Origin of the sequence: Vibrio sp. SCSIO 43155, from assembly GCF_023716605.1 — a bacterium.
Lineage (GTDB): Bacteria > Pseudomonadota > Gammaproteobacteria > Enterobacterales > Vibrionaceae > Vibrio > Vibrio harveyi.
Window position 1 is genome coordinate 924,719 of record NZ_CP071853.1, and the last position, 17,280, is coordinate 941,998.

Here is a 17,280-nt window from a genome sequence, read left to right on the forward strand (position 1 = left end):
TAAAAAGACATCGTTACTTAAGAAACGATATAACTATAAATACAGGGACATTATGTTTAGAAAAACAATAATTGTAGCAAGCATCGCTGCTGGACTCAGTGGATGTGGAGCCGAGGATCGCGCTTATGACACAGTTGAAAGATCCGCAAAAGAGGTGACAGTTCAATCTCTAGATACAGAATCGTTGTGGATGTACATGCCTTCAACTGGTGAAGCACCGCGTTACGCTTTAACGCAGCGTGGTTTTTTTCAAGGCGATCCAAAATTAGTGAAGCTACGTTTTGACGAAACCAATGGTATTTACGTCGAAGCGCTTGACCGTGACAAAGTTGATTCTCTGGAACCTAGTCGTTGGGACTCCGAAATCAACCGCGTACCAGTATTGAAAATTCCAGGTGAATTCAGGCAGTATCGTTGTGCCGAAAATGGTTACGGTGAATGTACCAACAAGGAAGAGATCAATAGAGACGAGAACGTCGATTGGTCGACTGCGACACACTTCATTCCGGATTACGAGAATATTGAATCGTTATCGGAAGACACGCTTAGCACTTGGTACACCGCGAGCAACGTAGCAGAGAGTGCCGATCCACGTGTTATCTCATACGAATACAACCCGGAAGAGGGTGTAATTAACGTCGAAATTGAGCGTACATATACAGCAAACCCGGATGATCAATATAAGTTCGGCGGTTTAGAAAACTTGTCATTCAAGACTCGTTTTTTCTACTCTCTTGTCAAGCTGGACAAACTAGCAAGCCCTAATTACAAACCTGTTTATTATCAAGGGCAAGATAGCGCGTATTACGGCTTCTTTAATGACAGCAAGGCAGTGAAAACACACACAGGTGAGAGCGATGTTCAAGGCTCACGTTTTGCTTACATTAACCGTTTTAACCCAAATCTTGAATCGATTGATTATTACCTAAGTGATACTTACTTTGATGAAGGTAATGAAGTCTACCGTCAGCTGACTATTGACACGATGAAAGAAGTTAACGAGTCACTCGAAGGAACTGGTGTACCACCAATCAGAATCGTCAATACCAAAGAGAAAGCAGGTATTAAATCTGGTGACCTACGTTACAACGTTTTCAACTTGATTGATGAACCAGTTGACAATGGCTTGTTGGGTTACGGTCCATCTGCAACTAACCCGTTAACGGGTGAAATCATTCATGCCCATGTTAACCAATACCTTGGTGTTATTCGTACCACTACTCGTCGTTACTGGGACGACTTAGCGATGCGTTATAATCGTCAAGAAATCGCTAAGCTTGCACCGAAAGATGACACTGCGACAGATAGTGGCGATGCTGACAGCGATACCGCACCTGTGGTCGCTGAGCGCACTGACATTGATGTGTTTAACGACATGATCACGGCTGACCGCGGTCCAGATCAGTTCGTACCCCAAGTGACTGAAGATGAAATGGCTTTTGTTGGAGAAGGTACGTTTGTAAATGAAGTGCCTAAAGCAGACCTAGATCATAAGTTCGATGTGGACAATAAAGAGCTCGCTCTACAAACCTTCTACAAGCGCCAAGATATGCTTAAGCGATTCTCAGAGCAGAACGTTTATAGTGAAGACGCTATGTGGTTAAGTACCAATGCGAAAGGTTTGATTTCTGGTATCGACTACGCTGATGGTGGTTATTTTGCTGATGCCAAGCAAAACACCATGAAAAAATGGAGTGAATTGAGTTTAGAGCAACAAAAGTTAGCCAGTGAAGCGATCTCTGAGCATATGTTTAAGTCTACATTGATCCATGAGCTTGGACACAATTTAGGTTTAAGACATAACTTTATGGGTTCAGTAGATAAGGCGCATTTCTACACAGCTGATGAGCTAGCAAACAGCAGCCTTGGTCACCAAGCTAAACCTGCGGCTTACAGCTCGATCATGGACTACGGTGCATCAATTTTTGATGAGTTGTTGGTGTTTGGTAAATACGATAAAGCGGCTCTAAAGTTTGCCTATGCCCGTGAAATCGAAACCAATGAGTTTATTGGTGAATCAGTTCGAGATAAGACGGGTGCCCAAGTTCGTAAGACATACTCACTTGCAGAATACGATCGCAAGATGAGCGAGGATTACAACACCTATCCTACAGGCGTAATTGCTCACTTGCGTGCGAATGTGGGTACTGACGATATACCTGAGTTGGCGAGCTACCGTTTTTGTACAGATGAACATACGACAACAAGCTTAACGTGTGATCGTTTTGATGAGGGCACATCGCTAACAGAGATCACTGAATTCCGAATTCAGCGTTACTACGACAGTTACGAAACGGCGAACCGTCGAAATGGTCGTGACTTTTTCTCTCAATATCACCAATACGAATACTTTTGGCAACGTATGTATGAATTCCAAAAGATACGTGACATAGTCGAAAATGTTGGTGAGATCGATTTTGTCTTCGCACGCTACATTGGTGCTAATACCACCAATAACAAGGGGCAAGTGTTTGAGGAGATTGCAGAAAACAATTGCTTAGATTGGCGTGGAAACCCTAAACCGCTAGACAGTATGTCAGCAGGGCTCCGTCCTATCTGTGATACATACAATGCGGCAAACTTAGCTGCTGACTTCTTCTTAGATGTACTGACAGCACCAGATAAAGTTTGTGAGCTTGAAGAGCTAAGTGGTATTGATGGTGTACCTAATCGTTATCGCTTCGCAAAATTGTCTGACCTTTGGCTGACATACCAAACGGGTATGTCACTGAACCGCGATGTTCCAACTAGCTGTTTCGATGAGGAACTCGTTCAAATACTTAAAAAGCAAGCCAACGAAATCGTGATGCGCTCAGAAACGCGTGATGGTCATATTTGGTCGAGCTTAAAAGCAAATAATCCATATCAGACAGCTTCTAACTCAGTAGACTTATTGGGCGTGTGGCCAGACAAACTGCTAGCTGCACAAATGTTGGTTCGTCGTGATTCGCCTTACATTGCTACAGAAAACTCAAGCTTGGCGCTGATTGATCTGTCAGACAAGATCACTAAACTGTATACGCACCTATCTGATTTAGCGGGTCGACCTGAAGCGCGTCAAGCGATATTCGTTGATGGTAATGGTGATTACGTTGAAACGGTGCTTCGCTACCAGCCGAGTTTGACTCAAACAATCGAGGCGGTTCCATCATACTTGTGGCCAATGAAACGTTATTTTGTCATGGGCGGACAAGAAGCATTCGAATATTGGACGGAAGGGTCGCCACAAGACTCGGTTGTCCCTTACTTCGGTACTTTGCTAGCAAACTTGATGAAGTACAATCGTGCCAATGAGTACGGGTTGGGTGACTCTGTACGTGGGCTAAGTGATTCAATTGCGATCAACCTAGCGAACAGTGCAACCGCAGATCCGAACGGTATTAACTTTACATGGAAGGGTATGAATTACTCCTTGAACTCACGTAACTCGTTAGCTAATGCGGTTGCTTCACGTGCTTTGTACCAAGATGAGCAAAAAGCTCGTGTTGAGAAACTAAATAGTTTGCCATATCGCGTTCGAAATGCATTGTCTGTATTTAAAAATACACGTGACCGCAATGAAGCCCGTATCATTGCAATTGGTGATAAAGATGCACTTGTAGCCCTTCGAGATACAACAGGTTTTGCACGTTTTACTATGTTTGACAAAATGTTTGAAGAGTACGAAGAAGATGGCAACAAATGTCTGCGCTTTAAGGTGGATGGTGAGTCTGATGAAGATCATATGAAGCGTAAGTGTAACTCTCTAACTCGCCTACAAACAGCTCAAAACAGTGCGATTGGTAAGTTTGAAGGTGATGAATTAGACAAAATGTTTGATGTAGCACAGATCTTTGGTGACCAAATTGCTGAGAACAATACGAGTTCTCTCAACGCCTCTCACAAAGAAGTATATGACTACGATCCAGAAGAGCTAAGGCTTTGGAGCTCGAATGAGTATGTAACGTATCGACGTGCCTTTGAGCAGTTCCCTTTGTATAGTGACTAAGTAAAAAGGCTAAGTAGGCAAGGGTGTCATATGCGTAAAAACCGGTTTAGCTTTTGGCTGACCGGTTTTTTTTGCATGGTTTTTTATATTGCGCAATTTGTTGAGCATGCGATAAACGTTGAGCTGTTTAGTTGTTGAACAGCACATTTCAGTTTAATGATGGGATATCCTACCCAAATATGTTGTAGTCCAAGGTGGATAATCTTGTCAGAATGTCCTGACTAAAATCAAAAAAATGCTTTTATAACAATGAAGTAAATACAATTCAAAAATTGTCGAAGTTTGACATTTATGCTGTGCAAATTAGTCTGATCTCCCAAGTTGTGGAAGTCGTTATGTTCAGCATTTTAAGAAAAACCGTCATACTTTTTGTCGCATTTATCGGCACAATCTCTCCGTCATATTCCTTTGCTAGCGATGAGTCTAGTGAAACCGTGCTTGTCGGTGTGATAGCGCTACGCTCAGAAGATCCAGAAATCGGCAACAAAATTGGCACTTATTATGGGATCAACCTCGATTACCTGACTAACATCGCCAAAGTGCTCAATCTTGAACTTGAGTTACGTTCATACAATACGATTCCAGAACTGTTCGCTGATATTGAGAATGGCACGATAGACGGTGCTGTTGGTTTTAGTAAGTCGCCGGACAGAGAATCTCGCTTTATCTTCTCGGATGCTTTTTTCTCTAGCACCATCGCGGTTTGGTATCGTGAAGACAGCTATTACCAACGTGATCCACGAGAACTCCAATGGGTTTGTGTTATCGGCACCGTTTACTGTGAATACCTCGAAGACATGGGGGCGACGAAAGTCCGCACAGTGGAAAGTCGCCCTAAAGCCTTTGAAGAAGTCAGAGGCGGTCGTGCAAACGCTTTGATCTCAAGTTACGTTGCTATCAACCAATATTTAGACGAGAACGACATTGTCAATGGTGCGGTTGATATTCCCAGTTGGCTGAATGAAGAAGAATCGAGATTTATAGCTTCCAAATCAAACCAAGCGCTTGTTGACCGTATTAACAAAATTTTAAGCTGGGAACGCAATGGTAAAAACATTCGCTCGGTTGCGTCTACGAACCCATATCATGTCAACGACAAACTGCTGGTGGAATACCGAAGAGATTTAGAAAACAAGCAAATCATTACCTACAGCAGCAGTGAAGAAGCGTTTCCTTTCTTATTCAGAAACCCTCACACCGATGAGTTGGACGGGTTTCTGCCTGATTTCATCGATTTGATCCAGTCTCGCACTGGCTTGAAGTTCGAATATCAAAAGCCTAGCAGCAGCTTAAACAGTGGATTGACGGCGTTCAATGCCGACTTAGTTCCTGTGGCTTATGTAGAGAATCCACCCTTATCAGATTGGTTAGTCACCAAGCCGTTCATGCACAACAACTTTGTTGCAATAGAAGCATTGGACCCGAAAGAGCATCCCGCACACGACGCGCGATCTGGCATTCTAATGAGTTTAAAAAAACAAGGTTTGGTCAATCTCGACTCATGGAAGGAAGAGCGCTTTACTCGCTATGAAGACCTTAGGCAACTGTTGACTGATCTCAAACAGGGCAAGATTGAAGTTGCGTATATCCCTGATGACATCGTGCATAGCATGATCGCGCAGGACAACATTGATGGGTTGCTGATCAGTGAAAAAGATACGCTGACCTTGTCGATTGCTTTTGCGGTAGCGGACCATAACACCAAGCTAAAGAAAATACTCGACAGCATCATTGATACCATTGATGCCAAAGAGATAGAAAAGCTTAATAGAACTTACCGAAACTTCAATCTCGTCTACGGTTACGATGAAGAACATATCTTCACCATGATACTGATTGTTGTGGTTGTGTTTGTGATCCTCTTGGCGGTTGCGTATTTCGTGTTGGCGCACCTTAAACTCAAAGTCAATTTGGCAGAGCTAAACGCAACGAATGAGGAGAAAGAGAAGCAGTGGTTGATGGAGATTATTCAAGAAATCAACAGCATTGTTTTTATTCACGGCGAAGATAACCAAATTCAAATGAGCAATTGCTCTTTATATAAAAACCATCGTTGCAAAGGCTGCACGATTCAAAGTCGAAAAAGTGCCAAACCTTTGGTCGACAATGTGATCGAATTGCGTCAGGTGATTGCAGGTAAACGCATCGCAGATATAACAGCATCCAATGGTTGTAAGCTTGGTATTCAGCATGTTTACCGAGAACGTAAAGCCATTCTTTCTCCAAGTAGCAAAAAGAAATTTGTCCTGACCGTACTTCAAGATATCACTGAGCAAAAAGAGCGAGAGTTTGCGTTAATTGATGCGCAAGAAAAAGCGCAAACTGCGGTTCGTTCTCGAGAGAATTTCTTGGCAACCATGAGCCATGAGTTAAGAACACCACTTTCCGCTGCGCATGGTCTACTCGACTTGTTAGACCGTCAGACCAGCAGTGAGGGGAGTAAAGAGCTTATCACCCAAGCGATGCGCTCACTAAACCACTTGAACCTGCTGGTGGACGAAGTCCTTGATTATTCCAAGCTAGAAGCTGGTCAGTTGAAAGTGACGCCAGTAAAAACTCATGCTGTAAACACCTTGTGTGACGTGATTCGTAGCTTTGAACCAAAAGCGTCCAGTAAAGGGTTAGAGTATCGAGTGACCTTCAAACCCTTCTTAAATCCATGGTTGAAAGTGGACGCAGTGCGCTTAGTTCAAATCGCGACCAATCTACTCTCCAATGCCGTTAAGTTTACCAACGAAGGAGAAATCAGCGTCAGCATTGCCGTTCATGAAGGGCGATTGATCTTAAAAATCGCGGACACAGGTATCGGTATGACGGAAACGCAACTCGAAGGTATTTTGCAGCCGTTTGTTCAAGCAGATGACACCATTACGCGCAGGTACGGAGGAACAGGGCTTGGCTTGAGTATTGTCGACCGCCTCGTGGACTGCATGGGAGGGGAGTTATGTATTAATTCCCAGTTCGGTCTTGGCACCACGATGGTTGTGAAGTTGCCTATTACCTTCTGTGAACCAGAGCCTCAAGCGGCACTGTCTTATACATTTTCACCGATGTTACCTGCCAATGTCCGTGATTGGTGCCTTGTGTGGGGGATGGCGTCGACAGATGTGAAGCCAAATTTGGTGGGGCAGTTTTCACCGCAAGGGAAATACCAAGGACTAAACCTTGATTGTGGCAGTAAAGGAAGCTGCGAGTTAACACCGTCAGAAGCCAAGTATCCAGATACCTTACTGGCGTTGCTGCGTCAAGATTGCACCTTAAAGCCGACAGCTGAAACGGAAGACACGAATAGCAATCTTGATTGGAAGCACGGCACTGTTTTGGTCGCAGAAGATAACCCGATCAACCAAAGCGTGATCACGATGCAACTGCGAGAACTTGGCATTGAGCCTGTCATCGTAAGTAATGGTCTTGAAGCATGGCAATACGTGAATCGCGATCATCAGGTGGCGTTGGTTCTTACAGATTTTCACATGCCCGAAATGGACGGTTTTGAGTTGGTGAAGAAGCTCAAAGCAGCACCAGAGCTGGCTTCAATACCTGTTATTGGTGTCACCGCGGAAGACTCTCGCTTAGCAAACGAACGGGCTAAACACATTGGCATCGATGACATTCTTTATAAACCTTATGACCTTGAAAAGTTAAGGTCAAAACTGCTGCCGTTCTTAGGGCAAGAGAAAATGGCACAGTGGCCAGAATGGATTGAGAAATTTAGAAAGCAAGACGCTAAGGAGATAGCCAACGTTTTTAAAAGCTCAATGACGCACGATGTGGCAAACCTAAAAGCTGCGACAAGCAAACAAGATAAAAAACGCATTATTCACGGCATAAAAGGCGCGCTTGGCGCCATTGGAGTAACTATTTTAGCGGAGTTATGCATTGAAGCCGAGAAGGCCAGTGATGGTGAGTTTGAAGTTCATGTCACCGACCTTATTGAGCGCATAGAACAAGAAATCAACCTTGCAGAACATTGGATTAGAGCACATGAATAAAGATCTTAAAGCGATGGTGATTGATGACCATCCACTGCAAATCACTTTGCTAAAGCAAATGTTATCTCGGCATGGGGTTGACGTCTCGACATTCGATAATGTTGATAGCGCAATTCAGCACGTCAAAACATCGGACGTGGACATTATTTTTTGTGATTTGCAGATGCCGAATAAAGATGGTGTCGACATGATGATGATGCTCAACCAAATCGGCTACCAGGGAAAGGTTGTGTTAGTCAGCGCGATGGAACTGATGATTGTCGCCACCGTTAGAGCGATGTGCGAATCGTTCAGTTTCGAGGTTCTCGGTAAACTTCTAAAACCTTACGATGAAGAGCAAGTGGTCAAAATGCTCAACAAGTCGGGTGTTCAACCAGCGAAATTCACTTCATTTCAGCAACAAGTTTGCGTGCAAGACCAAGAGTTTTTGTTTGCTTTGGCTGAGGGGCGAGTTAAAAACTACTACCAGCCACTAGCGGACGCAAACACGGGAGAGATCATAGGTTATGAAGCCTTAGCGCGTTGGTTTCATCCCATTTACGGCGTTTTAGCTCCGTACAACTTCCTTTCTATTGTGAAGCGCTGCCATTTATCTGCGGAGTTGTTTGATTCGGTGTTTAGTAATGCGTTATACGACATGAAGAACCGTGGGCTGAGGTTACATGTTTCACTGAATGTTGATCATGACAACTTAGAAGATCCGGAATTTGCGACTCGCTTTATCGAACGTTGCTGTGAGCATGGCATCAGTCCAGACCAGTTTACGATAGAAATTACTGAGCGAGACACGTTTGAGACCAACGCCGCACTTTACAAGAACCTACTTAAATTCCGAATGAGTGGAGTAACCGTCAGCATTGATGATTTTGGTACGGGATCATCATCGTTGGAAAAGCTCGCTCAACTGCCTTTTAACGAACTGAAAATAGACCGATCTTTCATTCAAGGTTTGGTCAATGACCCTAAAAAGAAAAATATAGTATTAGCCATCTGTGCACTCGCAAAAAGCTTAAACATTAGTGTTGTCGCAGAGGGGGTGGAAGACGAACCGACGCTAAACGCGATGCGCCAATACACGGTTGACGTATGTCAGGGCTATTACATCGATAAACCAATGCCATTAGAAGCAATAACGATACTGAAATAAAAGCATGATGAATAAACTGAACTATCTGATCTTTGATGATCACCCGCTGGTTTGCATTGCCATTAAATCTTTGGTCGAGAGCCTAGGCACTGCAAATGATGTTTTAACGGTAACCAATTCAAAAGACGCCTTAAAAATATTGAAAGAGCAACAAATTGGGCTGCTCATTTTGGATGTAAATCTCGCTGATTGCGATGGCTACGATTTCTACAAGCGCATTAAATCGCACGGTTTTGCAGGAAAAGTGATCTTCTTTTCTGCGGAGACAAGTCATATGTATAGCCAAATGGCATTTCGCTCTGGTGCTGATGGTTATGTATGTAAATCAGAAAACCACGAAATCTTAAAAGACGCGATTGAGGCTGTTTCCAAAGGTTATTCGTTTTTCAAATTCAAGCAGAGTGTTGAAGAGCATCGTAATGTACCAGCGTTATCCAGCCGTGAGAGTGCAGTGATGAAGTTATTGCTGCAAGGGAAAACCAATCGAGACATCGCGGATGTACTCTCGATCAGTGATAAGACTGTAAGTACCTACAAGCGCCGAGTTTTGGATAAGTACAATGTGAAGAATATCGTTGAACTCTCTAAAGTGCTCGGTACGTAGTAGGAGAAAGAATGAACCTGAGAAACGTTTATTTGTCATTCTTCTTTGCTGTGCTTTTGTTTGTGACCTCAATGACCATGATTGGAGCCATGCTCATTTCTCATGAGGTGAAGCAATTTAAAATCTACACACAAGGCATTTCAAAAACCAAACAAAAAGTCATCATGCTAGGGCTCTTATTGGAGTCTGAGCTAGCGCGTTATGAAGGAACTTCGGCTAAGGAGATTACTGATGCGACCGAGTTCAGCTTTCAAGATGCGATTTACAAGCTTGATCCAAAGAGCGAGCTAGACTTTGTAGAAGCCGTTGCGCGTAAAGTGCTACATGAAGCTGAAGGTTATTTATCCAATGTCTACGAGCGGATTGATATCGTCCTTTATTTTCGTTCATACACAGGAAACAAGTTGATTCTTGAAAATGCTATTGATGGACTACAAGATTTGACGGAGCCTTTTGATATTGATTGGTGTAAAGAGACAAATTCTTGTTCGTTGGCGGCATGGAAAGATCAGTTGTCTGACCGTATTCTGATTTCTAAACCTTTTAAAACCACCTATTCGGATAGTCGAGCCTTTAGCATTATTAGCCCGGTCTACTTCAAAGGGGAGTTGGTTGGTGAATTTGGAGAGCAAATCTTTCTCGATTCGCTAAAGGCAGAAGGAAAGCAACTCAAAGTCGATATTAATAACGGAAATAAGCACATTGTGGTGTACTTTCCTCATTATCCTTGGCCTGAGTTTGCATACACTCAAACGTACGTAGCAGATAATAATAACCTGATTGTGTACAAATACCCGTTTAGCAAGATACTTATCGATTTTGGCTGTTTGTTCTTTGTCTTTTTTGTTGTGATCTTTGCGTATTATTCAAAAGCGCAAGAGTCAAAAGAGAGCAAAATTCAACTGGCTAACGCAATCAGTGACGCAACGAAAGACGAGCTAACCGGGTTGTTTAATCGAAAAGTGTTCAAAGAGCAGGCTTTTAAGAACAAGATTAAGATGACACCGTTTACTGTGATTGCCATTGATGGCGATCGAGTTAAACGAATTAACGATAAATTTGGGCACCACGTTGGAGATGAAGTCATATCGATAATTGCTGACTCCATGAAAAAGGTCTTTCGGTCGACGGATTATCTTATTCGCACGGGAGGCGATGAGTTTATTGCGATATTACCCGATTGCAGTGAGAGCAAATCGTTAATTTTGGCGAAGAAATTACGCGCTGCAGTGAAAGAAAATCGCTTAAAAAGTATGGACGTAGAAGTGAGTGTCAGTACTGGTATTGCAATGAGCGCTGAACATGAGACGCTGAACAACGTCATCATGCGCGCTGATGAGGACCTTTATGAATCTAAGCGTCACCGTAGCTAAGTAGCTAAGTAGCTAAGTAGCTAAGTAGCTAAGTAGCTAAGTAACTAAGTAAACAAGTAACTCAGTATCCAAGTAGGTTAAGTAGCTAAGTAACTAACTTAAGACAGTGTCTTAAACCTGAAAATTGCTTTAACTGGCTTTAATGTCATTAAGCAACGGTATAAGAGTTTGATAAACTTGACCAAAACGTGACTTTGGTCTTCTATAGTAAAGCAGCCTTACTCATTAGGCTGCTTTCTGTGTATTTGGCTGAAGGTAAATAAAGAACTCAATTTTCATCTCTGACCCTATTTGGTAGCTGTGCTGTGAATAAAGATCTCGACCTAAACCTACTTAAAATACTGGTGCTACTGGAGCGTCATCGTCAATTGAAACCCGTTGCGAAAGCATTGGGCAAGAGCGAAGCCTCTATCAGCAAATACCTAACTCGCCTGCGTACTCAATTGGAAGATGAACTCTTTATCCGCCATGCACATCACTTTGAACCAACGGATTATCTAAAGCGTAAATTACCAGAAATTACTGATGCGCTAGGGCAGTTAGAATCTTGTCTAGTTCGCCGTGAGTTCGACCCTCTCTCGTACGAGAAAAGCATCTCAATCTGCTTGCCTCAATCAGCACAACAGTCATTTGGTGATCTGCTTCTTATTGATTTAATGGAATTATTTCCTAATGCCTACATCAATGTAGAAAGCAGTACGGATAGCACAATAGACGATATCTTGGTTGATAAAGTAGATATGCAATTGCATTACTTTAACGAAGAGTATCCAAAAACCATCCATCAACAATTTATTGGTTATGCGCCAGCTGTCATCGTGGTACCCGAAGAGCTTGGGATCAACGATCTCGAAACCGCGTGTAAGCTCGATTTCATTTTGCTTGAGTTAGCCGGTTGGAAGGATAGGGAGCAGGTGACCAAGCGAGCGCTCGAACAAAGTGGGATTAATATAAACCGTGTTGCGACGATTGGTAATATCACGAGTCTACTCAAAGTCATAAGAAGCAAGGCTGCAGCGACAATATTACTTGAGTATCAAAAGCCAATTGAAGGCTATACCTTTATCCCTGTACCGGAGAGTTTTTACCCTCAAGGGCGACCAAAGGTCGTGATACAAATGAAGCAATCTCATCGCTACAACTCGATGCATCAGCTATTAACCGATGCTATCGCGAAGTACGTTATTTCTTAGCAGCACAAGCTGCCGCATTCATCTTGCGGAAGTGTATTAAGTAGCTCTACAACGGACTCGGCATGGTATTTCTTCAATATGCGAGTCTTATAAGTACTGATGGTCTTTGCACTTAATGACAGCTGTTCAGAAATCTTCTTATTTGAATAGCCTTGAGCCAAATAATGGAAGACCATTGCTTCACGGTTCGATAAAGCAACGTTACCGCTTGATTGATTGTGCGTTGCTTTAAACATGGAATAACCACGCGTCACGCTAACAATCGCATCCATAATGGTCTCTTTCGATTCATTCTTATTTAAAAATCCATGCGCACCCATTTCAAACGCGGCTTTGGACAAGCTGCTGTAATCGCGAGAGGAAATAAATAAGATTCTTCCTTGATAACCAGTTGCCAGAATGTTCTTTGCCAAACGCATACCGTCTCTGTCACCTAAAACTACATCTAAAATAACCAAGTCAACAGGCTGGTTGCGAATGAGCTCCATAACTTCGGCACTGTCAGTTGATTCTACAACGTTCACAGTTTGGAAAGCGTTTTGAACAAGAGAAGCGAGCGCTTCGCTATATAACGGTTGGTCGTCGATAATAAGAACGTTATTCATATTTTGTGCCTCACCTTATATTTCAATTTACTTGCCGCTTCCATTCAGCACTCATTTAACGAGAAGGGATTGTAGGAAAAATCCTTGCCGTGTGGGTGAAAATGACAATTTCATTATTTGAAAAGGTGTGTCTCATTTTTTAGAAAGTGTCGCGTGGTAGATTATGGAATCAAAGAGATACGGCACGAAAGAATCACTGACCTCAGTTGAAGTACCAATCTTTCTTTGCTGTCGGAAAAGGCTTACATATTCGAATAAATTCAATAATAACAACAAGATAGTGTTGTTTGTGTATTGGGGCGAGTTTGCGACTTATCCGTTAGGTTTTTAGTATTTCCACTTGCTGTTGTTATGGAGTATGCGGAATGCTTAATAGAATTAAAAAAATAAAACATAAATTTTATCTGATCTTGAGTGCCGTTATTTTGGTGCTGTCTACAGTGTCTGCTGTTGGCTTTTTTACGACCAAACAGGTCAATTCAAATTTTATTCACTTTCAATCAATCGATGAGGCGGCTTTTGAAGCGACAGACGTTGAAGCAAATCTGTTGAAGGCTCGAATCAATGCATTGACGTATCGTACAAACCGCGACCCTCAATTTTTTAATCGAGCAATTGAAAGCTTGAAATTAGCGCAACAAGAGGCACAAAAGCAGGCTTTGAAGTCGACAGATAATGAACGGAAGGGGCGCTTTGAAAAAGTCACCTCGCAACTCGAAAGTTATATAACAAACTTAACTGAAGTTTCGCAATTAATGCGAGAACGTGACGCTTCTGTTCTTGAACTGGTTTCTTTTCAAAAGCAGATTGAAGCAAAAATATCGCGACGACTGAGTGAGTCAGAAGTGCTTAGTAAGCAACGTTCGGAAGTTTCTCGCGCAGCTATGGTATTTAAAGCGTTGACGCAAGAAGCTACGGAGTATCTGTTAACCAATAACGAGCAAGATTACGAACAGTTTCAAGATCAGCTATCGCAATGGAAAAGTGATTTGTCCAAGTTAAGCTTCGCAAGCCAAGAACAACTCATTGAACTGACAGAAGGCTTTGCTCACTCGTTGTCTCAAGTTGCCAGCACGATTCGGACTCGAAACGATCGTTGGGAAGTACTTAAAGAGATTGGTTTTGATATTGCTGAACAACTGAATGGCATCAGAGTCGATGCCGTTAATGATCAAAATGCATTGAAAGATGAGATTCAACAATCCACTGAAGAGGCAATCATCAATGTGACGTTAGCCTTGTTGATTGGATTGCCAATCGTCACCTTCTTATCTCTGTATATTTCGCATGATATTACCGCGAATGTTCAGTTTGCTAAGCAAGTAGCTGAAAAGCTGAGTCGTGGTGAAATCGGGATGAGGCATGATCAGGTGAAAGGGAATGATGAAATCGCTGAAATGCTTGATGCGTTGCACCATATGGAAGCGCAGCTGTATAAAACGGTGTCAGGTGTGGTGTCTTGTAGTGACTTGCTTGCTTCGGCATCAGAAGAGTTGTCGGCAGTAAACGGAGAAATTCTGACGAATGCACAAGCCCAGCAATTAGAAACTGATCAAGTTGCCACCGCGGTGAACCAAATGACGTTAGCCATCACCGAAGTCGCCCAAAGTGCGAGTGGGGCATCACAAGAAGCTGCGTTGGCGACGAATGTCTCTGAACAAGGACAGACTGTCATGCAACGAGCCATGGAGCAGGTGGGCGGTTTAGCCACGCAAATGGGAACCATGAGCCAAGAGGTGGCTACCTTGTCCAATGGGACAGCAGAGGTTGCGGATATTACGGAAGTGATTCAAACCATTGCTGAACAGACAAACCTTCTGGCACTCAATGCAGCGATTGAGGCCGCGCGTGCTGGCGATCAAGGTCGTGGTTTTGCTGTTGTAGCAGATGAGGTGCGTCAACTGGCTCAAGAAACCCAGAAGGCGGTAGAAAAGATCGGTCATCGCATCAGTACGCTGCAACAGAATACGACTCAGGTGGTTGATTCCATTAATGCTGGGCAACGCATGCTAGAAGAAACGGTACAGCAATCAGCCTCAGCGAATGAAGCCTTTGTGAGTATTTCGGGGAATATTGAACAGACGAATGCGCTTAACACTCAAATCGCTACGGCGACGGAAGAACAAAGTGCCACGGCTGAAATGATCAATCAAAGCGTGGTATCGGTACGCGATCAAGTGGAGCAAACCGTTAATATGATTCAAGACTGCAATCAGGCAACAGATGAGCTAGCAAGAATGTCGGTTAACTTATCTGATCAAATTCGATTCTTTAAGCTGCAATAGAGAGATGTTAGGAGCGAAATTTTACCTGATGGTGTATTTATACTTGCAGCTAAGCAATGAATCAGTAAAGATCGCGCTTTTACCTAAGTTTTGAGTCCGTTATGAGCCAATCTTCTTTTGAATCTATTGTTCATTCACGTCGTTCCGTTAGAAAGTACGATGCGAATGCCGAATTTAACCATGATGATGTAGCCAAGGCGCTGGCGTTGACCACGCTTAGCCCAAACAGCAGTAATATGCAGATGTGGGAATTTCATCGAGTGATTTCAGCGGAGAAGCGAGCGAAATTAGCCGACTTCTGCATGGGACAAAATGCGGCAAAAACGGCGAATGAGTTAGTCGTTTTTGTGGCGACTACTCATAACTGGGAAGAGCGCGCAAAGCGCAACGCAGAGACTGTGCGCCAAGCTTTTGAAGGCCGTGACGACGCTGCTGCCAAGCGCGCTCTAAAGTATTACGAAAAACTTATCCCAATGGTTTATAACAATGATGCATTTGGCATACGCGGAGTGGTACGCAAGTTATACAGCTGGTGGCTAGGTCGAAACAAACCGATGGTAAGAGAAGTCGCTAAAAGTGACGTACGTGTTTGTTTGCACAAGAGTGTTTCTTTGGCAGCGATGACTTTTATGTACGCGATGAGAGAAAAAGGCTATGACACTTGCCCAATGGAAGGCTTCGATTCAAAACGTGTAAAACAGTTGCTTAATCTAAGAGACAGTGATCAAATCACCATGATCATCAGTTGTGGTATCAGAACCGAAGAAGGGGTTTATGGCGAGCGTCATCGCGTAGATAACGAAGCGGTCATTAAAACTCACTGATTCTTTACTAATTATGGCTAAACTTTTTGTTTTCCCTGCCGTTAACTTAAGGAGCCCAGCTGCAATATTGAATACTTGAATGTGTTTTGTACAAAAATGAGACAAATTTTAAGCATTTGATATAGAAGTGTGCAGTCAGCATCCTTTTGATTATTTACAAATTCTGTCTCAACGACTACAAAAGGACTCTTGGATTTTTTCGCCTGTGAAGTGATTCTCTGTGGCATTGCATCAAGCCTTTTTCTTGGTGCGTATTTTGGATAATTGTGTTTATGAGTAACGTAACCAGCACTATATTGACTGAGAGTGGTACCAATGAGCTTGAAATCATTGAGTTCCACCTAGAAAAACAGATGCCAGATGGCAGCACAAAAACATGTTATTACGGTATTAACGTCGCTAAAGTTCGCGAAGTGATTCGCGTACCAGAGACTACCGATTATCCGAACGCACAACCGCATATGATTGGCGTGTTCTCTTCCCGTGAAGTGTTAACTCCGTTGGTGGACCTTGCTGGTTGGCTTGGCGTTCCGACTCGTCGCGACTTAGAGCGTAAGTTTGTGATTGTGACGGATTTCAACAAGATGACGAATGGCTTCTTGATTGACAGCATTTCACGCATCCACCGTATTTCTTGGAATGACGTAGAATCACCGAGCCAGTTCCTAGAAGCTGGTGAACAGGACTGTGTGGTTGCTGTTGTTCGCAAAGATGGCAATCTGATCATGATCCTCGATTTCGAGAAAATCATTGCAGACATCAACCCAGAGCTGAGTATGGAAAAATACGACGTAACGGGTGATAAATCGGTTGACCTTAACCAGCGTATGGTTGGTAAGCGTAATGCGAAAACCGTTATGGTTGTGGACGATTCAGCGTTTATTCGCTCACTGATTCAAGATACTTTAGCATCAGCAGGCTATAACGTGATCACATGCAAAGACGGCGGTGAAGCTTACGAGAAGTTAATGAGTCTCATCGAAGTAGCGAAACAAGAACAACTGCCAGTGCGTGAGCTGCTTGATGCTGTTGTTACCGACGTTGAAATGCCGCGTATGGATGGTATGCACTTGGTAAAACGACTACGTGAAACGGAAGCCTACAATGAAATGCCAATCGTGATGTTCTCTTCTCTGATGAGTGAAGATAACCGTGCGAAAGCACTATCGCTAGGGGCAAATGACACGATTACTAAGCCAGAGATTGGTCGTATGGTCAATATGATGGATAAATACGTGTTTAACTTTGCATAAGCAGAGAACAAGATGA

At 43.2% G+C, this 17,280-nt stretch carries 10 protein-coding genes; 9 read left to right on the forward strand and 1 reads right to left on the reverse strand.

Annotation, left to right across the window (positions count from 1 at the left end; translation table 11 throughout):
• Window positions 1–52: 52 nt before the first annotated feature.
• The 6 genes from J4N44_RS21025 (at window position 53) to J4N44_RS21050 (ending at window position 12,297) form a co-directional block, all read left to right on the forward strand.
• A complete protein-coding gene (locus tag J4N44_RS21025; protein ID WP_114320433.1) occupies window positions 53–3,988 on the forward strand; it encodes a zinc-dependent metalloprotease in 3,936 nt (1,311 codons plus the stop codon).
• Between the two features lie 335 nt (window positions 3,989–4,323).
• Window positions 4,324–7,980 carry an ATP-binding protein gene (locus tag J4N44_RS21030; RefSeq protein WP_252045725.1) on the forward strand — a complete coding sequence of 1,219 codons (3,657 nt, stop codon included), beginning with the start codon at window positions 4,324–4,326 and terminating at the stop codon, window positions 7,978–7,980.
• A complete protein-coding gene (locus J4N44_RS21035) occupies window positions 7,973–9,127 on the forward strand; it encodes an EAL domain-containing response regulator (RefSeq protein ID WP_252045726.1) in 1,155 nt (384 codons plus the stop codon). The genes J4N44_RS21030 and J4N44_RS21035 overlap by 8 nt, the downstream gene beginning before the upstream one ends.
• A 4-nt stretch (window positions 9,128–9,131) precedes the next feature.
• The gene (locus J4N44_RS21040) at window positions 9,132–9,731 is read left to right on the forward strand and encodes a response regulator transcription factor (RefSeq protein ID WP_005449405.1); all 600 of its coding nucleotides are present in this window, start codon (window positions 9,132–9,134) and stop codon (window positions 9,729–9,731) included.
• Between the two features lie 11 nt (window positions 9,732–9,742).
• A complete protein-coding gene (locus J4N44_RS21045) occupies window positions 9,743–11,104 on the forward strand; it encodes a GGDEF domain-containing protein (protein ID WP_252045727.1) in 1,362 nt (453 codons plus the stop codon).
• Window positions 11,105–11,409: 305 nt separating this feature from the next.
• A complete protein-coding gene (locus tag J4N44_RS21050; RefSeq protein WP_005449401.1) occupies window positions 11,410–12,297 on the forward strand; it encodes a LysR family transcriptional regulator in 888 nt (295 codons plus the stop codon).
• Here the strand turns inward: J4N44_RS21050 and J4N44_RS21055 are convergent.
• Window positions 12,294–12,902: a response regulator transcription factor gene (locus tag J4N44_RS21055; RefSeq protein ID WP_005449400.1), complete on the reverse strand. Its 609-nt coding sequence runs from the start codon at window positions 12,900–12,902 to the stop codon at window positions 12,294–12,296. The genes J4N44_RS21050 and J4N44_RS21055 overlap by 4 nt on opposite strands.
• 365 nt (window positions 12,903–13,267) lie before the next feature.
• Between J4N44_RS21055 and J4N44_RS21060 the strand changes: the two genes are divergently transcribed.
• From J4N44_RS21060 to J4N44_RS21070, 3 genes are all read left to right on the forward strand, one after another.
• Window positions 13,268–15,187 (forward strand): HAMP domain-containing methyl-accepting chemotaxis protein, encoded by a 1,920-nt coding sequence (locus J4N44_RS21060; RefSeq protein WP_005449399.1) that lies wholly within the window; start codon window positions 13,268–13,270, stop codon window positions 15,185–15,187.
• A gap of 101 nt (window positions 15,188–15,288) precedes the next feature.
• Entirely contained in the window at window positions 15,289–16,011 is a 723-nt protein-coding gene (locus J4N44_RS21065) for a nitroreductase family protein (protein WP_050903210.1), read from the forward strand.
• A 272-nt stretch (window positions 16,012–16,283) separates the two neighbouring features.
• Window positions 16,284–17,264: a chemotaxis protein gene (locus J4N44_RS21070; RefSeq protein WP_005449396.1), complete on the forward strand. Its 981-nt coding sequence runs from the start codon at window positions 16,284–16,286 to the stop codon at window positions 17,262–17,264.
• The last annotated feature ends 16 nt before the right edge of the window (window positions 17,265–17,280 follow it).

Coding starts and splice junctions, on each gene's coding strand:
- J4N44_RS21025 (WP_114320433.1), top strand. CDS start 53: ATGTTTAGAAAAACAATAATTGTAGCAAGCATCGCTGCTGGACTCAGT.
- J4N44_RS21065 (WP_050903210.1), top strand. CDS start 15,289: ATGAGCCAATCTTCTTTTGAATCTATTGTTCATTCACGTCGTTCCGTT.
- J4N44_RS21070 (WP_005449396.1), top strand. CDS start 16,284: ATGAGTAACGTAACCAGCACTATATTGACTGAGAGTGGTACCAATGAG.
- J4N44_RS21060 (WP_005449399.1), top strand. CDS start 13,268: ATGCTTAATAGAATTAAAAAAATAAAACATAAATTTTATCTGATCTTG.
- J4N44_RS21045 (WP_252045727.1), top strand. CDS start 9,743: ATGAACCTGAGAAACGTTTATTTGTCATTCTTCTTTGCTGTGCTTTTG.
- J4N44_RS21055 (WP_005449400.1), bottom strand. CDS start 12,902: ATGAATAACGTTCTTATTATCGACGACCAACCGTTATATAGCGAAGCG.
- J4N44_RS21030 (WP_252045725.1), top strand. CDS start 4,324: ATGTTCAGCATTTTAAGAAAAACCGTCATACTTTTTGTCGCATTTATC.
- J4N44_RS21035 (WP_252045726.1), top strand. CDS start 7,973: ATGAATAAAGATCTTAAAGCGATGGTGATTGATGACCATCCACTGCAA.
- J4N44_RS21040 (WP_005449405.1), top strand. CDS start 9,132: ATGATGAATAAACTGAACTATCTGATCTTTGATGATCACCCGCTGGTT.